The sequence below is a fragment of the Rhizobium sp. 01N48 genome, assembly GCF_056399145.1.
This window is the reverse complement of sequence record NZ_JBFTQT010000011.1, coordinates 118,484-142,749: the sequence shown is the minus strand read 5'-3', so window position 1 is coordinate 142,749 and position 24,266 is coordinate 118,484. Positions and strand designations below refer to the sequence as shown.

Annotated in this window: 21 protein-coding genes; 16 read left to right on the top strand and 5 right to left on the bottom strand. The window is 60.4% G+C overall.

Annotation, left to right across the window (positions count from 1 at the left end; translation table 11 throughout):
- Positions 1 to 23 precede the first annotated feature (23 nt).
- Positions 24 to 1,235: an acyl-CoA dehydrogenase family protein gene (locus AC1DOG_RS20025; RefSeq protein ID WP_477930508.1), complete on the top strand. Its 1,212-nt coding sequence runs from the start codon at positions 24 to 26 to the stop codon at positions 1,233 to 1,235.
- A 59-nt stretch (positions 1,236 to 1,294) separates the two neighbouring features.
- On the opposite strand, the gene AC1DOG_RS20020 is transcribed toward AC1DOG_RS20025, so the two are convergent.
- Both AC1DOG_RS20020 and AC1DOG_RS20015 read right to left on the bottom strand, forming a co-directional pair.
- Positions 1,295 to 2,512 carry an SfnB family sulfur acquisition oxidoreductase gene (locus tag AC1DOG_RS20020; protein ID WP_296433470.1) on the bottom strand — a complete coding sequence of 406 codons (1,218 nt, stop codon included), beginning with the start codon at positions 2,510 to 2,512 and terminating at the stop codon, positions 1,295 to 1,297.
- Between the two features lie 113 nt (positions 2,513 to 2,625).
- Complete coding sequence (locus tag AC1DOG_RS20015; RefSeq protein ID WP_477930506.1) at positions 2,626 to 3,585, bottom strand: hydrogen peroxide-inducible genes activator; 960 nt, start codon at positions 3,583 to 3,585, stop codon at positions 2,626 to 2,628.
- A gap of 178 nt (positions 3,586 to 3,763) precedes the next feature.
- On the opposite strand from AC1DOG_RS20015, the gene katG reads away from it, so the two are divergent.
- Entirely contained in the window at positions 3,764 to 5,938 is a 2,175-nt protein-coding gene (katG, locus tag AC1DOG_RS20010) for a catalase/peroxidase HPI (protein ID WP_113199747.1), read from the top strand.
- A gap of 116 nt (positions 5,939 to 6,054) precedes the next feature.
- Here the strand turns inward: katG and AC1DOG_RS20005 are convergent, their stop codons facing one another.
- Entirely contained in the window at positions 6,055 to 6,246 is a 192-nt protein-coding gene (locus AC1DOG_RS20005) for a hypothetical protein (protein WP_112941167.1), read from the bottom strand.
- 194 nt (positions 6,247 to 6,440) lie between these two features.
- On the opposite strand from AC1DOG_RS20005, the gene AC1DOG_RS20000 reads away from it, so the two are divergent.
- The 4 genes from AC1DOG_RS20000 (at position 6,441) to AC1DOG_RS19985 (ending at position 10,258) form a co-directional block, all read left to right on the top strand.
- Positions 6,441 to 7,334: a fructose bisphosphate aldolase gene (locus tag AC1DOG_RS20000; RefSeq protein WP_477930503.1), complete on the top strand. Its 894-nt coding sequence runs from the start codon at positions 6,441 to 6,443 to the stop codon at positions 7,332 to 7,334.
- A gap of 293 nt (positions 7,335 to 7,627) precedes the next feature.
- Positions 7,628 to 7,906, top strand: a complete 279-nt coding sequence (locus AC1DOG_RS19995; protein ID WP_112941169.1) for a type II toxin-antitoxin system Phd/YefM family antitoxin — start codon at positions 7,628 to 7,630, stop codon at positions 7,904 to 7,906.
- A complete protein-coding gene (locus tag AC1DOG_RS19990) occupies positions 7,893 to 8,324 on the top strand; it encodes a plasmid maintenance toxin (PemK-like) (protein WP_477930501.1) in 432 nt (143 codons plus the stop codon). The genes AC1DOG_RS19995 and AC1DOG_RS19990 overlap by 14 nt, the downstream gene beginning before the upstream one ends.
- Positions 8,325 to 8,851: 527 nt before the next feature.
- Positions 8,852 to 10,258 carry a DUF5939 domain-containing protein gene (locus tag AC1DOG_RS19985; RefSeq protein ID WP_477930499.1) on the top strand — a complete coding sequence of 469 codons (1,407 nt, stop codon included), beginning with the start codon at positions 8,852 to 8,854 and terminating at the stop codon, positions 10,256 to 10,258.
- Positions 10,259 to 10,269: 11 nt separating this feature from the next.
- Here the strand turns inward: AC1DOG_RS19985 and AC1DOG_RS19980 are convergent, their stop codons facing one another.
- Complete coding sequence (locus AC1DOG_RS19980; RefSeq protein WP_112941171.1) at positions 10,270 to 11,040, bottom strand: FadR/GntR family transcriptional regulator; 771 nt, start codon at positions 11,038 to 11,040, stop codon at positions 10,270 to 10,272.
- 258 nt (positions 11,041 to 11,298) lie between these two features.
- Between AC1DOG_RS19980 and AC1DOG_RS19975 the strand changes: the two genes are divergently transcribed.
- The 9 genes from AC1DOG_RS19975 to AC1DOG_RS19935 all read left to right on the top strand — a co-directional run bounded on the left by AC1DOG_RS19975 (position 11,299) and on the right by AC1DOG_RS19935 (position 21,766).
- The gene (locus AC1DOG_RS19975; protein WP_018897696.1) at positions 11,299 to 12,279 is read left to right on the top strand and encodes a substrate-binding domain-containing protein; all 981 of its coding nucleotides are present in this window, start codon (positions 11,299 to 11,301) and stop codon (positions 12,277 to 12,279) included.
- 74 nt (positions 12,280 to 12,353) lie between these two features.
- A complete protein-coding gene (locus tag AC1DOG_RS19970) occupies positions 12,354 to 13,880 on the top strand; it encodes a sugar ABC transporter ATP-binding protein (protein ID WP_477930497.1) in 1,527 nt (508 codons plus the stop codon).
- Between the two features lie 12 nt (positions 13,881 to 13,892).
- Positions 13,893 to 14,894 (top strand): ABC transporter permease, encoded by a 1,002-nt coding sequence (locus AC1DOG_RS19965; protein WP_112536412.1) that lies wholly within the window; start codon positions 13,893 to 13,895, stop codon positions 14,892 to 14,894.
- A 4-nt stretch (positions 14,895 to 14,898) separates the two neighbouring features.
- A complete protein-coding gene (locus AC1DOG_RS19960) occupies positions 14,899 to 15,789 on the top strand; it encodes an aldose 1-epimerase (protein ID WP_112941174.1) in 891 nt (296 codons plus the stop codon).
- Positions 15,790 to 15,813: 24 nt separating this feature from the next.
- On the top strand, positions 15,814 to 17,439 hold the full coding sequence (locus tag AC1DOG_RS19955; RefSeq protein WP_477930494.1) for a GMC family oxidoreductase: 1,626 nt from the start codon (positions 15,814 to 15,816) through the stop codon (positions 17,437 to 17,439).
- Between the two features lie 13 nt (positions 17,440 to 17,452).
- Positions 17,453 to 18,601, top strand: a complete 1,149-nt coding sequence (dgoD, locus tag AC1DOG_RS19950; protein ID WP_112941176.1) for a galactonate dehydratase — start codon at positions 17,453 to 17,455, stop codon at positions 18,599 to 18,601.
- Between the two features lie 11 nt (positions 18,602 to 18,612).
- Entirely contained in the window at positions 18,613 to 19,392 is a 780-nt protein-coding gene (locus tag AC1DOG_RS19945; RefSeq protein ID WP_477930492.1) for an SDR family oxidoreductase, read from the top strand.
- Between the two features lie 105 nt (positions 19,393 to 19,497).
- A complete protein-coding gene (locus tag AC1DOG_RS19940) occupies positions 19,498 to 20,274 on the top strand; it encodes a metallophosphoesterase family protein (protein WP_112941178.1) in 777 nt (258 codons plus the stop codon).
- 334 nt (positions 20,275 to 20,608) lie between these two features.
- Positions 20,609 to 21,766 (top strand): hypothetical protein, encoded by a 1,158-nt coding sequence (locus tag AC1DOG_RS19935; protein ID WP_477930489.1) that lies wholly within the window; start codon positions 20,609 to 20,611, stop codon positions 21,764 to 21,766.
- A gap of 47 nt (positions 21,767 to 21,813) precedes the next feature.
- Here AC1DOG_RS19935 and AC1DOG_RS19930 read toward each other — a convergent pair whose 3' ends face one another.
- Complete coding sequence (locus tag AC1DOG_RS19930; RefSeq protein WP_162704984.1) at positions 21,814 to 22,515, bottom strand: GntR family transcriptional regulator; 702 nt, start codon at positions 22,513 to 22,515, stop codon at positions 21,814 to 21,816.
- A gap of 121 nt (positions 22,516 to 22,636) precedes the next feature.
- Here AC1DOG_RS19930 and AC1DOG_RS19925 point away from each other — a divergent pair, with 121 nt between their 5' ends.
- Positions 22,637 to 24,151 (top strand): aldehyde dehydrogenase family protein, encoded by a 1,515-nt coding sequence (locus AC1DOG_RS19925; protein WP_477930487.1) that lies wholly within the window; start codon positions 22,637 to 22,639, stop codon positions 24,149 to 24,151.
- The last annotated feature ends 115 nt before the right edge of the window (positions 24,152 to 24,266 follow it).

Here is a 24,266-nt window from a genome sequence, read left to right as displayed (position 1 = left end):
TCTATTTTCAATGGGAGTTTTCAATGAGCCAATCCAATGTCATTCATGTCGCCGCGCGAGGCGCGACAAGGACCGAGCTTTTCGCGCGGGCGGAGGAGATTTCAGCTGACCTCGCGAGCCGAGGCGCCGAACTCGACCGTGACGGCCGCCCGCCGCTCAATGAGATCGTCAAGCTCAAGAATGCCGGGCTGCTCAACGCGCTGCACGCACAAGCGATAGGCGGGGGCGGCCTTGACTGGGTCGACGGTTTGAGGCTCGTGCGCATTCTCGCCCGTGGAGAAAGCTCGATCGGGCAGCTGCTCGGCTATCACTTCGTCAACAGCCAGTACATCTACTGGGCGATCGACGACGCAGGTCGTGCCAATGCACTTGGCACTGAAACAGTAGCCAAGGGACTTTACTGGGGTGCTGCCGTCAATCCTCGCGATCCGGGCCTCACGCTGACGCGACGCGGCAACGGTTATGTGTTGAACGGCCGCAAGTCCTTCTCCACCGCGGCGCGGATATCCGACTACATCAACGCCAATGCCACGCTGGACGGAAAGATCGCGAGTTTTGCGGTTCCTACCAATCGGCCGGGCTATATCGCCAACGACGATTGGGACAATATCGGCCAGCGACTTTCCGACAGCGGCAGCGTCGAATTCCGGGACTTCCCCGTTTACGAGGAGGATTTTATTGGGGCACCAGCCGAGGCGGGCGCGGCCCCCCCGGTGCTTGCGAGCTTCAACACACCGCTGATCCAGCTTGTTTTCGTGAATTTCTACCTCGGCAGCGCCGAAGGCGCTCTTGCGCAAGCAGTCGACTATGTGAGGACGACCACACGCCCTTGGGTCACATCGGGCGTCGCCAGAGCACAGGACGATCCCTACATCCTTGAGCGTGTCGGAGACTTTACTGCTTCAGTGAAGGCGGCCGCTGCATTGGCGGATCAGGCGGCCGGCGCGGTTCAGGCGGCGCTGTCTCGTGGTGCTGATGTCACGGCGCGCGAGCGCGGGGAAGTGGCCGCTGAAGCCTATGCCGCCAAGGTTCACGCCACAAATGTGTCACTCGACATCACATCCCGCGTCTTTGAGCTGACCGGCGCCCGCTCGACGGCTGAATCCTATCGTTTCGACCGTTACTGGAGAAATGTCAGAACGCACACGCTGCATGATCCCGTTTTCTACAAGGCCAAGGAAGTCGGTGAGTTCGTTCTCAACGACAAGATCCCCGAAGTCAGCCTCTATAGTTAGACAGTGGTCCTAGCGACCCTCGGTAGCCCCGTCGCTTGCGGCGGGGCTACCTGCGTCGGTCAAAGGGCGCCGCTTCGCGGCGGTAGCGCCCCGTTGAGATGATAGTTGCCGACAACATGGTATTTCCAGCGCACCGGATCGTGCAGCGTGTGGGTCCGTGCATTGCGCCAGTGGCGGTCGAGGTTGAGACCTGTGCTCGTGGAGGCCGTGCCGGCGAGTTCGAAGAGCGCGTTGGAGGCGTCTAATGCGATTTCCGATGTCAGGACTTTCGCCGCTGCAACAGCGAGCGTCGCAGCAACGACGTTTTCTTCGGTCGTATCGATCTGTGCAATGTCGACCTTGTTGCCGGCACGTTCGACCAGGGCGGAGGCCGCTTCCAGCCTGATCGCAAGTTCCCCGGCCTTGGCGATGGTCAAAGGATCATCTGATGCTCTTTCAACACCGCTGTTGGTCCATGGCCGCGATCGGGTCTTCACGAAATCGACCATTTCTGAGAAGGCTGCGCGCGCAATGCCGAGATCAATCCCCGCATGGATGATCTGCCCCACCGAACCGATCGTCGTTGGACGCTCGAAACCTTTATGATGGTGCACGACAGCATCGGCCGGGACGTAAACATTATCAAGCAACGTCGTACCGCTGCCGGTCGTCCGTTGTCCAAAACCATCCCAATCATCAAGGATTTCCACACCCTCGCTTCCTTTTTGGACGAAAGACATGGTCAGTTGATCGTTCTCGTTCAATGCGAAGACCGTGATCCAGTCGGCAAATATGACGCCGGTCGAATAGAACTTTCGGCCATTGATGCGATAACCGAGCCCATCACGGACAATTCGGGTATTGTAGTCTCCAACGGTTTTCGTGCCACGCTCCGACAGCGCGTTGCCGAACCGGTCGCCGGAAAGTGCGCGTGCGAAAAAGAAGCGTTTCTGTTCTTCCGTGCCGTCCGTTCGAAGCGCTTCGAGAATATAGAAATGGTTCTGGGGGATCTGGCCGATCGATGCGTCGGCCTCGGCGAGAATGGCGGTCACCTCGGCAAGAACGCTGTTTGAAACATCTATTCCTCCGTATTCGTGAGGAACAGTAATCGCCAGAAGACCTGCGCGTGACAAGGCATCCAACTCATGGTGAGGAAGCAAGCGCTCCTGATCGCGCAGGGAAGCTTCGGTTTTGAAGCGATCCGCCAGCGTCCGCGCGGCCGAGATCGCTTCTTCTTCGCTGGCCAGATGCGCCGTCGCGCCCCCAATTGCGTTTATCTGATGTGGTATCTTGTCCATCTCTCTCTCCAAAGCTGAGGAGATAGGGGTGCAAGATGTCTCGATCAAAAAGAAGAATATTAAATCTATAAACTAATGGACCAATGAAATGTCTTTGCGCTGCACATGGCATCTCAACCGGCGACAGTAAGGCCAAAGGGTGGCTGTTCGCGCACGCCGGGGAGCTCACCAAGTTCCCACGCCTTTCGGTTGCCGGCGTCACGAACAATTTCTGCGATTGCGCCGAACTGAGAGGCCAGAGGATTGGTCTTGCGCCAGACCATGCCGATCGTGCGGAAAGGACGGGGCTCCAGCAGGCGAAACACACTCACATCCGCCGAGCGTGTCTCCGTTCGCACCGCCATCTGCGGTAGCAATGTCACTCCGATGCCGGCGCCGACCATTTGCACCAGCGTGGTCAGCGAGCTCCCTTCCATGAGTTCGCGCGGCGGCGCGGCGGCGATGTTGCAGAAGGAGAGCGCTTGCTCGCGGAAACAATGTCCTTCCTCCAACAAGAGGAGACGCATCTTGCGCAGCATCTCCGAACTCGGCACGGGTTTGCCTGCGTCCTCGATAGGCCGGACGAGAACGAACTCCTCGTTGAAAAGCGGAACCTCCTCAAGCGTCGTCTCTGATACGGGAAGGGCAACGATTGCTGCGTCCAATCTCGCCTCGTGCAGGTCCTCGATCAACCGCTGGGTCACCGCCTCGCGCGGGCGTGGATCAAGCCCCGGATAGCGCTGGGTGAGCGTCTTGATCACATCGGGCAGTAGATAGGGGGCGATCGTCGGAATGACGCCGATGCGAAGCCGGCCCGAAAGCGTCGTCTGCGTGGCGCGCGCCAGATCGGCAAGATCGTCGACCGAACGCAGTATGGCGCGTACGCGCTCCGCAAACTCCTCGCCGAGACTGGTAAGACGGATCTGCCGGCCACCGCGTTCTACCAAAGGAGCGCCGATCAACGCCTCGAGTTCGCGGATTTGCACGGATAGCGCCGGCTGCGAAATCGCACAGGCATCGGCGGCGCGGCCAAAGTGCCCCAGCCGTGCTAGGGCCTCGAAATAACGCAGGTGCTTCATGGATAAGCCAATCATAACCAAAACCTATCAGTGCGTTCAGAATATACAATTGGAATTTATCGACCGGGTCCCTTAATTCCTTTTTCGGGACTTGAGCCAGACAGCTGGTTCGTTGACCCCGCGCAGCATTTCTTGCGCAAGGAACACTTGGCACGCGACGCCAACCCGAGTTCGAATTTTAGGGAGAGTGAACGTGGACACAAAGACACCATCGGCCGGCAAGTGTCCGGTCATGCACGGCGGCAATACGGCGCTTGGCAAATCCGTCACGCAGTGGTGGCCGAACGCGCTGAACCTGGACATTCTGAGCCAGCACGACACCAAGACCAATCCACTCGGCAAGGATTTCAATTATCGCGAAGAGCTGAAGAAGCTCGACGTCGAGGCGCTGAAGAGCGATCTGCGCGCACTGATGACCGAAAGCCAGGAATGGTGGCCGGCCGACTGGGGCAGCTATGTCGGCATGATGGCCCGCGTCACCTGGCACGCGGCCGGCTCCTATCGTGCGGCAGACGGCCGCGGCGGCGCCAACACCGGCAACCAGAGGTTTGCTCCGCTGAATTCGTGGCCGGACAACGTCAATACCGACAAGGGCCGCCGCCTTCTCTGGCCGATCAAGAAGAAGTACGGCAACCGGATTTCCTGGGCCGACCTGATCGCGCTCGCGGGCACGATCGCCTATGACGTCGCCGGCTTGAAGACCTTCGGTTTCGGCTTCGGCCGCGAAGATATCTGGCAACCGGAAAAGGACGTTTACTGGGGTGACGAGCAGGAGTGGCTCGCACCGAGCGACGGCCGCTACGGCGATGTCGCCAAGCCGGCCACGCTTTCGAACCCGCTGGCAGCCGTCCAGATGGGGCTGATCTACGTCAACCCCGAGGGCGTCAACGGCAAGTCCGACCCGCTCGCCACCGCCGCGCAGATGCGCGAAACTTTTGCCCGCATGGGCATGGATGACGAAGAGACCGTGGCGCTGACTGCCGGCGGTCACACCATCGGCAAGAGCCACGGCAACGGCAACCCCGCCGATCTCAGCGCCGATCCTGAAGCGGCAGGTCCGGAATCCCAGGGTCTCGGATGGTTGAACACCAAGGGTCGCGGCATCGGCCGCAATACCGTGGTGTCGGGCATCGAGGGGGCATGGACCACCGAGCCGACCAAGTGGGACAACGGCTTCTTCGAAATGCTCTTCAAGCATGAATGGCATTTGGTGAAAAGCCCGGCGGGCGCCACCCAGTGGGAGCCGATCTCGATCGCCGACGCCGACAAGCCGGTCGACGTGGAAGACCCGAGCATCCGCCTGAACCCGATGATGACGGACGCCGACATGGCACTTCGGGTCGACCCGATCTACCGTGAGATCTCGCTGCGCTTCCGCGACGATTTCTCCGCATTCTCGGATGCCTTCGCTCGCGCATGGTTCAAGCTGACCCACCGCGATATGGGCCCGAAGGCGCGCTACATCGGCCCGGATGTTCCGGCGGAAGACTTGCTCTGGCAGGACCCGATCCCGACAGGCAGCACGAGCTACGACGTCTCAGCCGTCAAGGCGAAGATCGCCGCATCCGGCCTCTCCGTCGCCGACCTCGTCAGCACGGCATGGGACAGCGCCCGTACCTTCCGTGGTTCGGACAACCGCGGTGGGGCCAACGGCGCCCGCATTCGGCTGGCGCCGCAGAAGGATTGGGCCGGCAACGAGCCTGAACGCCTCGCCCGTGTTCTGGCCGTGCTGGAGCCGATCGCTGCCGCAAGCGGCGCTTCGGTTGCCGATGTGATCGTTCTTGCCGGTAACTACGGTGTCGAACAGGCAGCCAAGGCTGCAGGGTTCGATATCCAGGTGCCGTTCGCCGCCGGTCGTGGCGACGCCACTGCAGAGCAGACTGATGCCGAGAGCTTTGCGCCGCTTGAGCCGGTCGCTGACGGTTTCCGCAACTGGCAGAAGGAGCACTATGTGGTCAGCGCCGAGGAACTGCTCCTCGACCGCGCCCAGTTGATGGGGCTGACCGCGCCAGAGATGACGGCTCTCGTCGGTGGCCTGCGCGTCATCGGCGCAAACCACGGCGGCAGCAACCATGGCGTCTTCACATCGAAGGTCGGTGCGCTCACCACGGATTTCTTCGTCACGCTGACCGACATGGACTATTCCTGGGTCCCGACCGGCCGCAACTCGTACGAAATCCGTGATCGCAAGACCGGTGCCGCGCGCTTTACCGCGACCCGTGCCGATCTCGTCTTCGGTTCGAACTCGGTGCTGCGCGCCTATGCCGAAGTCTACGCCCAGGACGACAGCAAGGAGAAGTTCGTGAAGGACTTCGTTGCTGCCTGGACGAAGGTGATGAACGCTGACCGGTTTGATCTGACCGCCTAAGGCGCAGGGTCTACTTACAGACCTCGAAAAGAACCTCCCCGCTTGCGGCTTCATGCGGGGAGGTTTTCCGTCTCATGGGTCGGATATCGTCGTGTCTATCGACGTAGAGCTGCCCGTTAGCCTTTGCCACCACTTGCTGGCTGCACCGCCGATTTGGCGGTGCTTTTGTCCTTGCTCGGCGATGCCTTATGCGCGGGATCTGTGCCTGCATGCTCGCGTGCATGGGCTTCGGGTCCAGCAACGATCACACCATTCTGATCTTCGTCCACATGCTCTTTCGCCCGGCGGTTTGTGACGTCCTTGGCCATCGTCTCGGTCTCCTTTCGCGATACCTCGCACGTTAATGACCAGCAACGAGCCTTGTTCCATGCGGCCGCAGAAAGCGTCGACACAAGGAGGTGGCCGTTTGCTTAGGAATATGAGACGTTGCTTTTGCACCGGGTTGCTCAGCCTGGTCGGAGGTCGTCTTCCGAGACGTGCGAAATGCAGCAGGGAGGAAATAATGCCAGATGCAAGAATGATGTCCCAGATGGCTGAAAAGGCGGGTTTTATCGCTGCTCTCGATCAGAGCGGCGGATCGACGCCGGGCGCTCTGCGCCTCTACGGCATTGCGGATACCGACTACGGCAGTGAAGATGAGATGTTTCGCCTGGTCCACAAGATGCGCGTTCGTATCATGACGGCGCCGGCATTCTCGGGCGACAAGGTGATCGGCACCATTCTCTTCGAGAGAACCATGGACGGTGACGCCAAGGGCAAGCCTGTTCCCGCGTTCCTCTGGGAAGACCGTGGTGTCGTCCCGTTTTTAAAAGTCGATAAGGGGCTGGCAGCCGAAGTCAATGGCGTTCAGGTCATGAAGCCTATGCCGGAACTCGACGGGTTGCTAGAACGGGCCGTCAGGAAGGGTATCTTCGGCACCAAGATGCGCTCCGTGATAGCCCAAGCAAACAGGGCCGGTATCGCCGCCGTCGTCCATCAGCAGTTCACCGTAGGGCAGCGCATCATTGGCCATGGCCTCGTTCCGATCATCGAGCCTGAGGTCTCGATCAAGAGCCCGACCAAGCGCGAGGCGGAGGTGATCCTGCGCGAAGAAATCCTGCGCGAACTCGACGCCCTGCCTGCGGATCAGAAAGTCATGCTGAAGCTTACGCTGCCAAGCGTCGACGACTTCTACAAGCCGCTTGTCGACCACAAGTCAGTCATCCGCGTTGTCGCCTTGTCAGGTGGCTACAGCCGAGCCGAGGCTTGCGAAAAGCTGAGCCAGAACCACGGTATGATCGCAAGTTTCTCAAGAGCACTGGCGGAGGATCTGCGTGTCACGATGAGCGATGCTGAATTCGATCGCAATATGCAAGAGGCTATCGATCAGATCTATGCGGCAAGTGCTGCGACCTAAGTCGGGGCGGCACGAACTCGATTGCATGATGGTCCGAAATGAGGGCGTTCGATCGACTGGTTTATTGCCGTTCGAACGAACGTCCTATCCAGTTCCTGTCCTGAGCAGATTGTGAATAGCCATTTAGCCTATCCAAGCAGTCAAAGTTGAGTGGCCAAAAGGGTTCGCGCGGCAATGTTACTTTTCAGGCAAAGTCACGAGAGGTTCGTCGCCTGCTTGCACAAGCCGAGCGGTAGCGGGAGTTGTTGCAAGTTTTCCGTAAACCCCGTATATTCCGTAAAAAGGAGTTTGATATGACCTCCACTGTGACCGCCGCTGCAGTCTCTAAAAATTTCGGCGCCTACCAGGACGCCGCCGTCCGTGATCCGGTGATCATCACCAAGAATGGACGGCCACGCACCGTGTTGATCGCCTATGAAGATTACCTGCGGCTGACGAAGCGAGAACGGCGCGTCGAGTTGACGTCCGCGCTCGGCGACGACGAGCTTTTGATGATCGAGGCGTCCGAGATAGATGGCGGACTTGATCATCTCAATTTGGAACTGTCGACGAGCAAGTATGCTGCCGACTGAGCCAAAAGTTGGGTGGGTTTTTCGCTATTCCTATCTCTGGCACTGGCAGTCCGTTGAAGGTCGAGAGGAGGGGGACAAGGATCGCCCGGCCGTGGTGCTTGCGATCGTCGCCCGTCTCGACGACGACACGCCGGCAGTGCGGATACTGCCGATTACCCATACCCCTCCTTCCAGTCCTGATGACGCGATCGAAATCCCRCCGGCGACCAAACGCCGCCTTGGGCTCGATGACGAGCGCTCCTGGATTGTCCTGACCGAAAGCAATCGGTTCGTCTGGCCAGGACCGGATATCCGGCCGATCGACAACGACACCGGATATTTCGGGCCTCTGCCACCGGCGCTGTTTGCTGAGGTCAAACGGCGGTTTGTCGAACTGGCGCGAAGCCGACGGCACCAAGCGACGCCACGCAGCGATTAACGTCATTTCCCATCCCACACGCTGTTTCGCTTTGGCTCCAAGCGTCCAACCGGCGGATTCCTGAAATTTGCTCCTACGCCACCACATCCGATAAGAGGTACTTATCGTTTGTCATGCCCCCAGCCACTAAGTGCACGACTTTCCGAGACCGACATGACAGACGTCAGGGTCGGATAAAAAGGTCAGATTCGATTGGATATCAGCGATAGCCCAATGAAGCCTCGTTGGAACAACCGATATTCCGAGCCTCGGCTTCTTGCCCAAGATGATCAGGGTACCGACTTCAAGTTCGGGCTTGGAATTGTTTCGTCGAAGGAGCACCCGACAAGAAGCTCCGTCCGGGCGCGCAGGTGATACGGCCGCCGAAGCCCTCTCTGTCCATCGAGAGTTTCTTCTCTTGCGAATGCAGAGGCAGGCTCGAGCTCACGGCCATACTTGCTTCCGTCCCCGATGTATTCCCCGCGCCGACGTGATATAGTCATCCCATTGGCGATGTGCGATGTCGGTTGTCCGCATGGATTGGTCACATGAGCGATGTCGAGAACCTGTTTAGCGCCCTGCGCCACGCGGTTGACGCAAAGCTTGTCGCGTGCGTCGAGGCGGCTGTCGCCGATGGCGTCGATCGCGACCTCAATCGTATCAACGTGCTCGCCTTTGCTTGCAGACATCAACTTAGCGAGGAGCCTACGATCGCCGCATTTTTGCATGCGGCTCGGCTCGGCATTTTCGACATGACTTGGAACGTGCTCTGTCCGGGCTGCGGCGGGGTGCTCGATACAGGGGTAAGCCTCAAGGGTATTGTCCATGATATCTATCATTGCGGGCTGTGCGCCGCGGGTTATGAGCCGACGCTTGATGAGATGGTCGAGGTGACGTTCACTGTGAACCCACGAGTGCGCCGCATCGCGGCCCATGATCCCGATCTGTTGCCGCCTCTCGAATATTATCGGCAGATGTTCTTCAGCTCCGGTGTCGATTTGCCTGATAATCTCGAAGAAAAGTTTGCGCCTATTCAATTGGAAATGATCGACCTGTCTCCGGGCGAAAAAGCCTTCGTCTCGTTTCAGTTGCCGGCCCAGTTCGTCATCATCTTCGACGCTGTTACGCACTCGGCGCAGTTCATAGATGTAAAGGGCGATCCCACCAGCGAGCGTCAGTCGCTTTCGATGGTCATTACCCAAAGCCATGCGCTCAACGAAACTGTCACGCTGCGTCCCGGTCTGCTCCGGCTCGCGCTTGAAAACCACACCGACCGTAGAGTGGTGCCGAATGTCTGTGTCGCCGGCGATGAGCTACATGATCTGTTGGGACGCAGGCGGCCGTTTCTCACGGCCAAGCGTTTGCTGACGAACCAGAGCTTTCGCGACATATACCGAACCGACACGCTCGACGTCGATCAGCGCCTGAAGATCACCAGCCTCACCTTTCTGTTTACCGACCTCAGAGGATCGACAGCACTTTACGAGCGCGTCGGCGACATTGCGGCATTCGATCTCGTCCGATCGCATTTTCGCGTTCTCAACGAGATTGTCGCGTCCGAAACGGGCGCGGTGGTCAAGACGATAGGGGATGCCGTGATGGCGAGCTTTCCGACGCCCGATCGTGCGGTGGCGGCGGCCTTGCGGATGCGAAAGGCCATGTTGCGCCTGAACGCCGAGCACGGTGCCGACGATCTTCTCTTGAAGATCGGCATCCATGAGGGCTCGTGCCTCGCGGTCAATTTGAACGATCGCCAGGATTACTTCGGCCAGACGGTCAACATTGCCTCACGCGTCCAAGGACTCGCCGATCCGAATGTCATCATGACAACGGAGGCGGTGGTGCACGACAGCCGTGTCTCGGAGATGCTGCGGGAGCGCAGCGTTCATTCGGTGTCGCGCATGGCCGCGCTGCAGGGCATCGGCCGCGAGGTCAAGATTTTCGCGCTGTCGTGATCGCCGACCGCTTATCCTGTTGCGGAAGGGCGCTTCAGGGCCTCGGTAATTTCGGCGCGCGCGACCCCGATCAGTGTTTCCATTGCGCGGCGTGCATTGTCAGGATTGCGCATGCGGATCGCCTCGAGCACATCCTGGTGCTTCTGGATGGCCTGCTCGTGAGACTGGCTGGCGCGGTTCGTCAGCCTGAAACTGGCAAGCAACGCCGCGCGGATCGCGCTGGCGAATTGACGATAGACCCAGTTGCCGCTGGCGTTGATGATCGCCGTGTGAAACTCGAGGTCGGCCCTGCTCCACTCCTCGTTATCGCGCGCATTCGCATCGACCATGTCCTCGAATGCCTGAGCGATCCGGGCGAGCTGCTTGGCAGTGGCCTTGGCTGCCGCTTGGGCGGCAGCGGCCGGCTCGAGCAACTGGCGCGCATCGATCAGCGAGGTGTAAAACGCCTCGTCCCCGCCGATTGAAAGCATCACGTCGAGAACCAGCGGGTCCAGGTAGTTCCAGTTTTCTCGATGGAGCACGATTGTTCCAGCCCGAGTGCGCGAGCGAACCATGCCGAGCGCGCTCAGATATTGCATGGATTCGCGCAGGCTCGTGCGACTGACGGAGAATTTCTCGGTCAATTCTGCCTCATTGGGCAAAGTCGATCCTTCGGCGAAATCGCCCGCAACGATCATATGGACGAGGCGCGATAGCAGGGTTTCGCGAACACTTCTCTTTCCGCGGGATGCGATCTCTACTCCGCCTTCCGTCAATTTCCTGTCTGTTTGCGTTGTCGCCACAGATTTATCTCCGATTCTTCCAGTTCCAGCTTGCTGCCGACGCCAGACCAGTCAAGCGTGCGTACCAAAAAATACGATTTATAGGCGAAACGGCGCTCCGTGTGGATGTGTTTAGCACAGGATACTGCACTAAAAACACATCTTATGAAAAATAAATCGTATTTATATTGACATTGGTAAGACCAAGAATATGGTGGTGGCGCTGGAGGAGGCGGGCGGGTCCGCGTTCCTCACCATCTGATCTCAAGGGAGGGAGCGATGAAGCTCATTACGCGCGCCACAATGCTGGCACTTGGAACATTCGCCGCAGCGGGGCTATCGCCCGCCTTCGCACAGGACAAAGACCTGAAGGTCGGTGCAATCTACATGGACGCTCAGGGCTTTTATGCCGGCGTTCGCAAGGGTATCCAAACGGGTGCCAACGAAGCCGGCCGCAAGCTCGATGTTATCGAGACGAATGCGCAAGGTGACGCCAGCAAGGAATCGTCTTTCATCGATTCGCTTATTTCCTCCGGCGTTCAGGCGATCATCGTTTCCCCGGTTTCTGCCGACGGTTCCTCGCGCGCCATCCGTCGCGCTCATGACGCGGGCATCCCCGTCGTCTGCTACAACACATGCCTGAACGACGCCGACATGAAGGAGTACATCTCCGCTTACGCCGTCGGCGACCCCTATGATTTCGGGCACAAGCTTGGCGAAGCCGCCGCCGATTACTTCATCGCCGAGAAAAAGGACGCACCGAAGATCGCGGTTTTAAACTGCGAATTCGTCGAGGTCTGCGTGACGCGCCGCAAGGGCTTCGAGGAAGCGCTGAAGGCCAAGGTGCCGGGTGCTCAGATCGTCGCCAACCAGGAAGGCGCGATCCTCGACAAGGCTGTCTCCGTCGCCAGCACCATGCTGTCGTCGAACCCTGACATCGATGCATTCTTCGGCGAAGCCGGCGGTGCGACCCTTGGTGCGGCTCGTGCCGTCAAGAGCCAGGGCAAGACCGGCCAGGTCGTGGTCTTCGGCGGCGACATGACGACCGAGATCGCCCAGGAGCTCTCCGACTTCACGGTCATCAAGGCCGTCGTCGACATCTCGGGCCAGGGCCTCGGCAAACTGGCGCTCGCCCAGGCGATCAAGTCCGTCGATGGCCAGGCGCCCGCCGACATCAAGGTTCCCTACGACATCGATGTTTACAAGTCTTCAGAAGACGGCAAGGCTTGGCTGAAGGCACACGCCGACGGTATTCCTTAAGGCTTAGGGCCTGAGTTTCACGACAATCGAGGCCGCCAGGCGACTGGCGGCATCTTTCATCGGTGGAAAGTTTCATGACACAGACATCACTTGCGCCCAACCTCGCTCACCGCCCAATCGCATCCATCAAGGGGTGCACGCGCCGCTATCCTGGCGTGCTCGCCCTTGATAACGCGACATTCCAGGTGGCCGGCGGCGAGGTTAGAGCGCTGCTCGGCAAGAATGGCGCTGGTAAGTCGACGCTGATCCGGATGTTGACCGGCGCGGAAATTCCAGACAGCGGCACCGTCGAGGTTGACGGCGAGGAGTTGCGCCATGCCGGCTCAGGCCGCGCCCAGGATGCTTTCGACAAGGGCGTGCGTGTCGTCTATCAGGAACTGAGCCTTGTTCCGGGCATGACGCTCGCCGAAAACTTGTTTCTCGGACGCTGGCCGCGAAAAGGCGGCGTCATCCAGTACGCGGAGATGGAAGCGCAAGCCTGCGAGGCGATGGGTCGGCTCGGTCTGGAGCGCGCGCCCAACACGCTGGTCGCAAGCCTGAGCCCGGCCGAACGCCAGCTGCTTGAGATCGCCCGCGTTCTCCTCGGAAAGCCGAAGCTCGTCATTCTCGACGAGCCGACGAGTTCGCTTGCCGCCGCCGAGGCCGAGAAGGTCATGGCCGCCGTGACGCGCATTGCCTCCGAAGGCATCGCTGTCATCTATGTCAGCCACCGCATGAACGAAATCCGCYAGATCGCGCATTCGGCCACCGTCATGCGCGACGGACGCATCATCGACACTGTTGACGTCAAGGGTGCCGATACACGCGAGATCGTCCGGCTCATGCTGGGCTCGGAAGGATCGCAGGCAGCGGCGCTGGAAAACAGAAGCCAGGAAAAGACCTTGCTTGAGGTTCGCAACCTCGCGCTGGCGCCGAAGCTGAATTCGGTCTCGTTTCACCTGAAGGCCGGCGAGGTTCTCGGCATCGCCGGGTTGCTGGGCGCAGGCCGCACCGAACTGCTGCAGGCGATCATGGGTGTGCGGCGCCAGGACCAAGGCGAGGTGCTCGTCGACGGCAAGTCAATCCGGCCCGGTCACTATAAGCGCATGCTGTCGCGCGGTTTCGGCTACACGCCGGAAAGCCGCAAGGAGGAGGGTATCGTCCCGCTTCTCGGCGTCGACGAAAACACGCTTGCGACGAACTTTTCCGGCGTCAGCAAGAGCGGCGTTCTTTCGGCGAAGATGATGGCCGAGGCGACGCGCAAGGTCATTGAACGCCTGCACGTCAAGACGGCGCGCACTGACACGCCGATCGGCACGCTGTCTGGTGGTAACCAGCAGAAGATCGTCATCGGCCGCTGGGTCTATGCCAACAGCCGCGTTCTGCTGCTTGATGAGCCGACCAGGGGCGTCGATGTGGAAGCCAAGGCGCAAATCTATGCCATCATTCGACAGTTGGCTGCCGAAGGGCGCAGCGTCATCTTCGTCTCCAGTGAGATCGAGGAGCTACCGCTCGTCTGCGACCGCGTGCTGGTCTTGCGCGACGGAACGCTCGGCGAAGAATTCAAATCACCAAACATCGATCAGGACGCCTTGATGGCTGCCTGCATCGCCGGACATTGAGGGAGAGACGCCATGTCACTCGACCAGGCTGCAACGTCAGCATCATCAAGCAAGAAGTCGGGCTTCAGCTTTTCCCAGCACATGAACGAGCTGAGCCTCTTCGTCGCCATCGTCGTTCTTTATGTGGTCTTCACATCGACAGCCAATGGCTTCCTGTCTTTCAACAACCAGATCAATATCCTGCGCGACGCCGCCACGATCGGCATCGCTGCCTGGGCAGCGACCCTGATCATCATCGCCGGCGAGATCGATGTCAGCGTCGGGCCGATGGTCGCGTTCATCTCGGTGGTTCTTGCCTTCCTTCTACAGTGGGGCGTGCCAACGCCGGTGGCCTTTGCGCTTTCGATCGTCATCGGCGCATTGCTTGGCTCGATTGCCGGCGCGCTGCGCGCTTACTTCGACGTTCCCTCCTTCGTCGCGACGCTTGGTCTCTGGAGCGCGCTTCGAGGAACGGCATTGTTTGTGACCGACGCGCTTCCCGTCTCGATCGGCCGTAACGATACGCTCGATGCCCTGGATCGCTCCGTTCTCGGCATTCCGCCGGCCGCCATCATCATGCTGGTATTCTTCGCGATCTTCGCATTCGTCAGCCGCAAGACCGCCTTCGGGCGCTCCGTCTTCGCGATCGGCGGCAATGCGCATGCGGCTTTTTTGAGCGGCATCAGCGTCTCGAAGATCCGCGTGGCGCTGTTTGCGATCGCCGGCGCGATGGCCGCCATCTCCGGCATCCTGCTCGTTTCCCGCTTGGGCTCGGGTAATGCCACTGCGGCGAACGGGCTCGAGTTTGACGTCATCGCGGCCGTTGTCGTCGGCGGCACGTCGCTCTCCGGCGGGCGCGGCTCGATGCTCGGCACGCTGCTCGGCGTTCTCGTCATCACGCTCATCGGCAACGGCCTCGTCCTGCTCGGCATCAATCCGTTCTTCCAGCAGGTCGTGCGCGGTCTCATCATCGTCATCGCGGTGCTCGCCAATATCCAGGCGATAAAGCGCAGCATGTCGCGCAACAAGGGCTGATGCGATGACGGTGCTCGATCTGAAATCCGGATCGCTTTCGCTTCGCGTCTCTTCCAAGGGAGGCCTGGTCCTGGGCTTCTGGAAGCAGACGCAGGGCGAAAGCGTGCCCTTGCTGCGCGCGGCGCCGTCATCAGAGGCAGACGCACTTTCCTCCGCCTGCTACCCGCTTGTTCCTTTCGGTAACCGCGTCCGCGACAACCGCTTCGTATTCGAAGGTGAGGAGTATCGGTTCGAGCCGAACACCGAATGGGACAAGCATTATCTCCACGGCGAGGGCTGGCAGGCCGATTGGACGATCGACCGGCAGACCGATGAGATGGTCGAGATGAGTTTCGCCCATCGCGGCGGCTCAACACCTTACGTCTATCGCGCAAGCCAGCGCTTCGCACTCGACGCATCCGGCCTGACTATGACGCTGACGGTCGAAAATCGTGGCGACCGGGCCATGCCCTTCGGTCTCGGCTGGCATCCTTATTTCCCGATGACGCCGAAAACGACGCTTCAGGCGCGGTCGCAGAAATTCTGGACCGAGGTCGAGGGTTGGCTGCCGGGCGAGCGGACGGATATCCCAACCGATCTTGACTTCAGACAACCGGCTGAGCTGCCACATCGCTGGGTCAACAACGGGTTCGAAGGCTGGGACGGCAGGGCGACGATTTCCTGGCCCGAGCGGCAGACCGCGTTGAGGCTTGAGGCCGAACCCCTTTTTAAACACGCCTTCGTTTTCGTGTCCGATACCGGCTTCGACCCGAGCTTCAAGCGCGACTATTTCTGCTTCGAGCCGATGACGCATCTGGCCGATGGTCATCACCTCGCTGATCTCGGCGATCTGAAGGTGCTGGCGCCGCATGAAAGCCTCTCGGGCAGCGTTCGTCTGCGCCCCGAGGCAATTTGAGAATACTAAGACCGGAGTTGGTGAATGTCCGCGAAAGACCGTTACGACTACATCATCATTGGCGGCGGAAGCTCCGCCTGCGTGGTCGCGGCCAAACTGGTGCGAGAGGGGAAGGCCAGGGTTCTCATGCTTGAGCGGGGGCCGGCCAAGGCGAACCCGATCATGCATTTTCCCGCCGGCTACATGAAGTTTCTCGCCAAGGACACTTATCTCGCCATGCACCAGACCAAGCCGCAGCCGCAGCTTGACGGGCGCGGACCGATCGTGCCGCAGGGCAAGGTTCTGGGCGGCGGCAGTACGGTCAACGCGATGGTCTACATGCGCGGCCAGGCGGCCGATTTCGATCTGTGGAACGAGCTTTCCACGCCTGAGGGATCGAACGACGATGCTTGGTCGTATCGGGACCTGTTGCCGTACTTCAAGGCACAGGAAGACAATGACCATCTCGCCGGCGAGTTTCACGGCGTCGGCGGCCCTCTGAAGATCTCGCATCTCGGCCACACCAGCCCGATGACGCGGACCTATGTGAAGACGCTGCAGGGTATGGGCATTCCCTACAATCCGGATTTCAATGGCGCCCGCCAGTTCGGCGTCGGCTTCATGCAGCACACGATCGACTGGAGGACGCGCAAGCGCTCGAGCGCCGTGGACGCCTTTTTGGCGCCTGTAATGAGTGATCCGCTTCTAACGATCGAAACCGGCGCCACCGTCACCTCGCTTGATATGGACGGCGACCGAGTGACCGGCGTACGCTATGTGCAAAAGGGTACGCCGAAGCGCGCGCAAGCCGGAAGCGAAGTCATCGTGGCGGCCGGCGCCTACCAGACGCCAAAGCTGATGATGCTGTCGGGTATCGGGCCGGAAGACGAGCTGAAGCGTCATGGTCTGAAGACGGCCGTCGCCCTGCCCGGTGTCGGCAAGAACCTGCAGGACCACTACGAGTGCCCCGTCGTGGCGACCACGAAGGGATCGTTCGGCTATTACGGGCAGGATCGCGGCTGGCCGATGATCAAGGCCGGGTTGCAATATCTGATGTTCAAGTCGGGCCCGGTGTCGACCACGGGCGTCGAAACCTGTGCTTTTTACGATCCTGACGGCAACAACGAGCGGCCGACCATCCAGATGTTTTGCGTGCCAACTGTCTACCTCGATCGCGATGTGATGGGCACCGATCCGGGCGACGGGGTGACGATCAACTCGCTGCTGCTGCGTCCCAAGGCACGTGGCTCGGTCACGTTGTCTTCGAGCGACCCGTTCGCCAACCCGATCGTCGACACGCAGATTTTCGCGCATCCCGACGATCTCAGGCTGACCATGGCCAGCTTTCGCTTCGCCCGCACCGTGCTCGACGCCTCGCCAATGAAGGAACTGATCGACAAGGAAATCTTTCCCGGCCCCGACGTCAGCAGCGATGAGGGCATCGCTGCCCATTGCAAGCGCACCGTCAAGACCGGCTACCATCCTGTCGGAACCTGCAAGATGGGTGCCGACAGCGATCCGGAAGCCGTGCTCGACATGCAGTTGCGGGTCCGCGGCACGCGCGGCCTGCGCGTTGTCGATGCTTCCTTGATGCCCACCATTGTCAGCGGCAATACCAACGCGGCCGTTCTCGCCGCCGCCGGCAAAGCCGCCAACCTCATTCTCAGCTAAAGCGAGTAAGACCATGAAGATCACCAAGCTCACGACCTATATCGTCCCGCCGCGCTGGCTGTTTTTGAAGATCGAGACCGATGAAGGTATCGTCGGCTGGGGTGAACCCGTGGTCGAAGGCCGTGCGCTCACCGTCCAGGCGGCGGTGCACGAACTCGAGGACTACCTGATCGGCAAGGACCCGTTCCTGATCGAGGATCACTGGACGGTCATGTATCGCGGTGGCTTTTATCGCGGAGGCGCCGTCCATATGAGCGCGATCTCGGGCATCGATCAGGCGCTGTGGGATATCAAGGGCAAGGCGCTCGGTCAGCCCATCCACTCGCTGCTGGGCGGCCAGGTGCGTGACAAGATCAAAGTCTATAGCTGGATCGGCGGCGACCGGCCGGCCGACGTCGCGCGCAATGCCAAGGATGTAGTCGCGCGTGGCTTTAAGGCGATCAAGCTCAATGGCTGCGAGGAGATGCAAATCGTCGACAGCAACGAGAAGATCGACAAGGCCGTTGCGACGATCGCGACGATCCGCGAGGCGATCGGGCCGAATGTCGGCATCGGCGTCGATTTCCACGGCCGCGTGCACAAGCCCATGGCTAAAGTGCTCGCCAAGGAACTGGAGCCCTACAAGCTGATGTTCATCGAAGAGCCGGTCTTGTCCGAGCACCGCGAGACGCTGAAGGAAATCGCCAATCATTGCTCGACGCCGATCGCGCTTGGCGAGCGTCTCTATTCGCGCTGGGATTTCAAGTCTGTGTTGTCCGATGGCTACGTCGACATCATCCAGCCGGATCTGAGCCACGCAGGCGGCATTACCGAATGCCGCAAGATCGCGGCGATGGCGGAAGCCTATGATGTGGCGGTCGCCCCGCATTGCCCGCTTGGTCCAATCGCGCTTGCGGCCTGCCTGCAGGTCGATGCCGTCAGCTACAATGCCTTCATCCAGGAGCAAAGCCTCGGCATTCACTACAACAAGAGCAACGACATACTCGACTACATCTCTAATAAGGAGGTGTTCCACTATGCCGATGGTTTCGTGTCTATCCCGCAGGGCCCCGGCCTTGGCATCGAGGTGGACGAGGCCTATGTGATCGAACGTGCGAAAGAGGGGCATCGCTGGCGCAACCCGATCTGGCGTCACGAGGACGGCAGTTTCGCCGAGTGGTAAGGGTGTCCGTCATGTCCAATCGTCTGCTCGACAAGCGTATAATGATTACCGGCGCAGCGCAGGGCATCGGCCTTGCGATTGCAAAGGCATTCGCGCGGGAAGGCGCGAGCCTGTTTCTGATCGATCGCGACGAGGCGTTACTCCAAGAAGAAACTGCGAAGCTTAAGGATGAGGGCTATCGCGTCAGCGTGCGCTCGGCCGATATCACCGATGCCAAGGCAATTGTTGCGGCTGTCAGCGCGGCGGAAACCGAGATCGGGCGCATCAACGCGCTGGTCAACAATGCTGGCGTCAACGTGTTTTCCGAGCCGCTGGAGACCAGCGACGAGGAATGGAACCGCTGCTTCGACATCAATCTTAAGGGCGCATGGAACTGCTCGAAGGCGGTTCTGCCTGGGCTGATCGAACAAGGCGGAGGCGTGATCCTTAACATCGCCTCGACCCATGCCTTTACCATCATCCCGCATACGTTTCCCTATCCGCTGGCAAAGCATGCGCTGCTGGGCATGACCAAGTCGCTGGGGCTCGAATACGCGCCGAAGAACGTCCGCGTGAATGCGCTGGCGCCCGGCTATGTCGCGACCCAGAAGGTCATCGATTATTGGAATGGTTTCCCCGATCCTGAGGCGGCAAAGGCCGAAACGATGAAGTTGCAYCCCGGTGGACGTATCGCCACCCCGCAGGAGATCGCCATGGCGGCCGTATTCATGATTTCGGACGAATGCCCGTTCATAAACGCCACCTGCCTGACGGTGGATGGCGGTCTGAGCGTCCAGCAGCATCCTGCCTGAGCCCAGTTCGCGTAAACACCTTGCCTAAGCATCGGGCGGTAGCATAGACCTGTGTCGTGTCAAACGTCAGCGGGGCGATATAAGCCCCGGGAGAAAATCCCCGATATGAATGCTCATGCGCCGTCCGATATCTATGCAGTTGCTGACATTCATGGACGCGCTGATCTGCTTGAGGTTTTACTGCGCCACATTGCCACCGTCGCTGAGGAACGCCGATCAAAACCAATCGTGATTTTCCTCGGTGATCTGATTGATAGAGGCCCGCAAAGTCCAGCTGTGCTTGATCTGGTCGCCTCGACACTTGAGCTGTACCCCGGTTCGCAGCTCATCCTCGGCAACCACGATTTTTATCTGCGCTCGTTGCTTCGCGGGGAATTGTCTCCGGCGGACGCCGTCAACTGGATGGACTGGGGAGGGGTGGCAACCCTCAGCGCCTATTCGCGGCGGCCGGTGCCTGATTTCAAGGCTATAGCCGCAGACATACGAAGCGCTTTCCCACATCACGCCGTTTTGCTCGATAACGCGCTGACCTATAGGCAGATCGGCGGGTTTTGTTTCGTACATGCGGGAATACGCCCCGGTCTTCCCCTCGCCGAACAGGACGAATACGATCTGCGCTGGATCCGGGCGGGCTTCCTCGACCACATTGACCCTTTCCACCATATGGTCGTGCATGGTCATACGATCACAAACTCGCTGCGTCCGGAAGTTTATGACAACCGTATCGCGCTTGATACGGCAGCCTATAGGACTGGTCGTCTGAGTGCTGCCGTTATTCGGCAAGACAGACTGTCGCATTTCATCTGCACGGCACTGAGCGCGCGCGGGGAGATCTCCGTTGAAGAGTGGGGTGCGAGCATTGTAACTCGCGCTGCTTCCTGACCAGAAGCGATGGTTCTTAAAGATCGGTCGCAGGCCGGCCGATCCTGTGGGATGCGCAATAAATGTCCCATTCGCGGTCACTTCGTCGCCCGTGGGGAGCTTTCAGCGCGAACTGCCGGACGGGCGTTAAAGTTCACTTAGCCACCTTGATTGGTGCGCTAACGACCACAGGAACCGACTGGCAGCTTGGAACTTTATCCCGACAAGGTTGTTGGAAGGTTGTGGATCACGCTTGATCTCGCCTAAAACGATCTGGAGTGCGCACTTCCGCTTTTGACCTGGGTCTTTGGCCCTGGGGCTCATGCCCTTTCAGGACATAACGGAGGAGAAAATGATGTACTTGAAATCAACGATTGCCATACTGGCCGCCGGCTGCGCCAGCGTCCTCGTTCCACCGCAGGCAGCGGCGTTTGACGTCGGAGGATCGAACGGGATCAGCATCAACGGCAATGGCGGCGGGCTCAACGTGTCCATCGGCGGCGCCAACGGCGTCAATGCCACGGTTGGTGGCGGTTCGAACCTCGCCAATGTCTCCGTCGGCGGGGCCGGCGGTGTGAACGCTGATGTCGGCGGTAATTCGACCGGCGGCCTTGGCGTGAATGCGACAGTTGGTGGCTCCGGTGGCATCAACAGCGCCACAACGGTCGGCGGCAACAATTCGTCCGGTGGCCTCGGTGTCGGAACGACAGCAACGATCGGTGGAGCAAGCGGCGTCAACGCCGATGTCGGCGCAACCGTCGGCGGGTCCGGCATCGCGAATGTGGATGCCGTGGTCAATGTTGGTGCCGGTGACAACACGCTTGCCGATGTCAACGCCAATCTCGGTGTTGGCGGCACCTCCGGTGGTAGCGGCACAAACAGCATCGTCGATCTCGGAACAAACGCCAACATCGGCGGCGTGAACGGCGTCAACGCGGATGTCGGTGCGACGGTTGGCGGATCGAACCTCGCGACTGTCGGCGCTATCGCCAATGTTGGGGCGGGCGACAATACGCTCGCCGACATAAACGCCAATGTCGCGGTCGGTGGGGGCTCAACCGGAAGCGGTTCGACAAGCGGCGGTCTAGTTGACGCTGACGTCACCGCGAGTATCGGCGGTACGAATGGTGTGAACGCTGGTGTTGGTGCAAACGTTGGCGGGTCCGGCCCCAGTGTCGCTGCCATGGCCAACGTCGGTTTGGGTGATAACACGCTAGCCGAAATCAGCCTCGCGGTCCCCGGTTCCGGATCGGGGGGCACGGATCCAGGTACACCAGGTGTCCCCGGTACGCCTGGAACACCTGGCAATCCTGGAGGCCCCGGCGCAACCAATCCCGGCGATGATGCCAATGGCGATGCCGGCGGCGACCGCAGCCGCAGCCTGGCGATGATCAACGACATGTCCGCCAGAGACCGCGCCAAGGCAAAGGCTAGCTGCAAGGACGTTGTACGCTCCGGCGGCTTCGAGGCAGGCCTCGTCAGCCTCTGCAAAATGGTGATGGCAAGCCGCTGATTTCGCTGAAAGTCACAAGGGCGTCGGTTTCGACGCCCTTTCTGCGTTCACTCGAACAGGTCTGGATGATCCGCTTCGATTTGCGGCAGGTCCGACAGAATGCCGTTGAGGTGCGCGCGCATGGCAGCCACCGCGGCGTCCGCATCGCGTCCGTCGATGGCCGTGATGATGGCCTCATGCTCGGTGATCAGCCGCATCATGGAATCGGGGTGGCGAAGCTGCAGATTGCAGACACGGTCCATATGCGCCTTGATGTCGGCGATGGCACTCCAGGCAAGACTGCAGCCGGCGCCCTCCGCGATCGCGATATGGAACTGCTCGTCCTCGCGGCGGAATGCGTTGTGGTCATGTGCTTCCATGGCCATCCGCTGCTTGCCGATGATCGTGTCGATCCGGCGGCGCGTCCAGCTGTCGAAGGTCTCACTTGCGCGGCGTGCAACGGCGGTCTCCAGCGCCTCGCGCACGAAGCGCGCCTCCATCATCTGCCGCGCCGAGATGCGAACGACGACCGTGCCCCGGTTTGGGCGCACATCGACCAGCTTTGATCTCCCGAGCGCGATCAGGGCCTCGCGCACCGGCTGGCGCGAGACACCCATGCGGGTGGCGATCTCCTGCTCGGAAAGTCGCGTGCCCGGCGCCAGTTCCAGCTTGATGATCTGCTCGCGCAGGTCACGCTCCACTTGGGCCGCAGCGGTTTCGCCGGTCTCAATCTTCAAGGATTCGAGGTTCATGTCTTTCGTCGCCGTCATGCGTTGACATCCAATTTAAACCACCATACAGTACCATACAATTCAAACGCAACATAAATCCGGTGGTCTGAAACCGGATAAAAAGGGAGGGCCGACACGATGTGTCGGCTTTAAGGGAAACGTGCTGTCCAATTTCATTGCGCCTGATTCCGGTGATCCGCGGCTGAACATTAAATCCCGCTACCAGATGCTTGTCGATGGCAAGTCGGTAGATGCCGCGTCTGGTCGCACGATTGACCGTGTCAGCCCCGGTCACGCGGGCGTCGTCGTTGGTACCTGGCCGGAAGCCTCGGCCGATGATGTCCGCCTGGCGGTTGCGGCTGCCCGCCGGGCCTTCGATACAGGCCCATGGCCGCGCATGTCCGGTGCGGAACGCTCGCGGCTGATGTTCAAGGTGGCCGATCTCATCCTCGCGCACCAAGAAGAGCTGGCTCTGGCCGAAAGCCTTGAGGTTGGCAAGCCGATCGCGCAGGCACGCGGCGAGATCGGCTTCTGCGCCGACCTCTGGTCCTATGCCGCCGGACAGGCGCGCGCTCTGGAAGGCCAGGCCCACAACAATATCGGCGACGATCGCTTAGGCCTGGTGCTGCGCGAAGCCGTCGGCGTCGTCGGCATCATCACCCCGTGGAACTTCCCCTTCATCATCGCTTCCGAGCGCGTGCCGTGGGCGATCGGTGCCGGTTGTACCGTCGTCCTCAAGCCGTCCGAATTCACCTCCGGCACATCGATCCGCATGGCGGAACTGGCGCGTGAGGCCGGCATCCCCGATGGCGTCTTCAACGTCGTCACCGGCTATGGTGATCCGGCCGGCCAGGTGCTTGCTGAAGATCCTGGCGTCGACATGGTGGCCTTCACCGGTTCGGTGCGCGTCGGCACAAAGCTTGGCGAGATCGCCGCGCGCAGTGTCAAACGCCTCGGGCTGGAGCTTGGCGGCAAGGGCCCGCAGATCGTCTTTGCCGATGCGGACCTTGAGGCTGCCGCCGATGGCATCGCCTACGGCGTCTATCACAATGGCGGGCAGTGCTGCATATCAGGCAGCCGGCTCCTGGTTCAGGAAGGCATACGCGACGCACTGATGGAGCGCCTGCTCGACATCTCGCGCAAAGTGACATTCGGCGATCCGCTGAACGATCGCACCAAGATCGGCGCGATGATCTCCGAAGCCCATGTCGGCAAGGTCCATTCTTACGTGGAAGCCGGCATCGCATCCGGTGCCGAACTGTTGCTCGGCGGCGAGCGCGTCGGCAAGGACAAGGGCATCTATTACGCCCCTACCGTGTTTGCCGGCGTGAAGCCCGAGATGTCGATTGCCCGCGAGGAGATTTTCGGACCGGTGCTTTCGACCTTGACCTTCAAGACCGCGGATGAAGCCGTCGCGCTCGCCAATGCCAGCGAGTTTGGTCTTTCCGCCTCGGTCTGGTCGACCAATCTCGAAAACGCCATGCAGAGCATCCGCCGCATTCGCGCCGGCCGGTGCTGGATCAACAGCGTCATCGACGGCACGCCGGAACTGCCGATCGGCGGCTACAAGAAAAGCGGCCTCGGCCGCGAACTCGGCCGCTATGGCTTCGATGAGTATTCCCAGTTCAAGGGCGTGCACGTGACGTTCGGGCGACCGACGCCGTGGTTCGGCTGACAGGGGAGTGACGGATAGGGCGTTCCCGCTTTGGGAGAAGCGGAACGCCTGGGAGGAAAATCTCGGCCGGCGTGATCTTTGGTCGGAGCCCGCCAGCCGAGACTTGGGTCTTTCG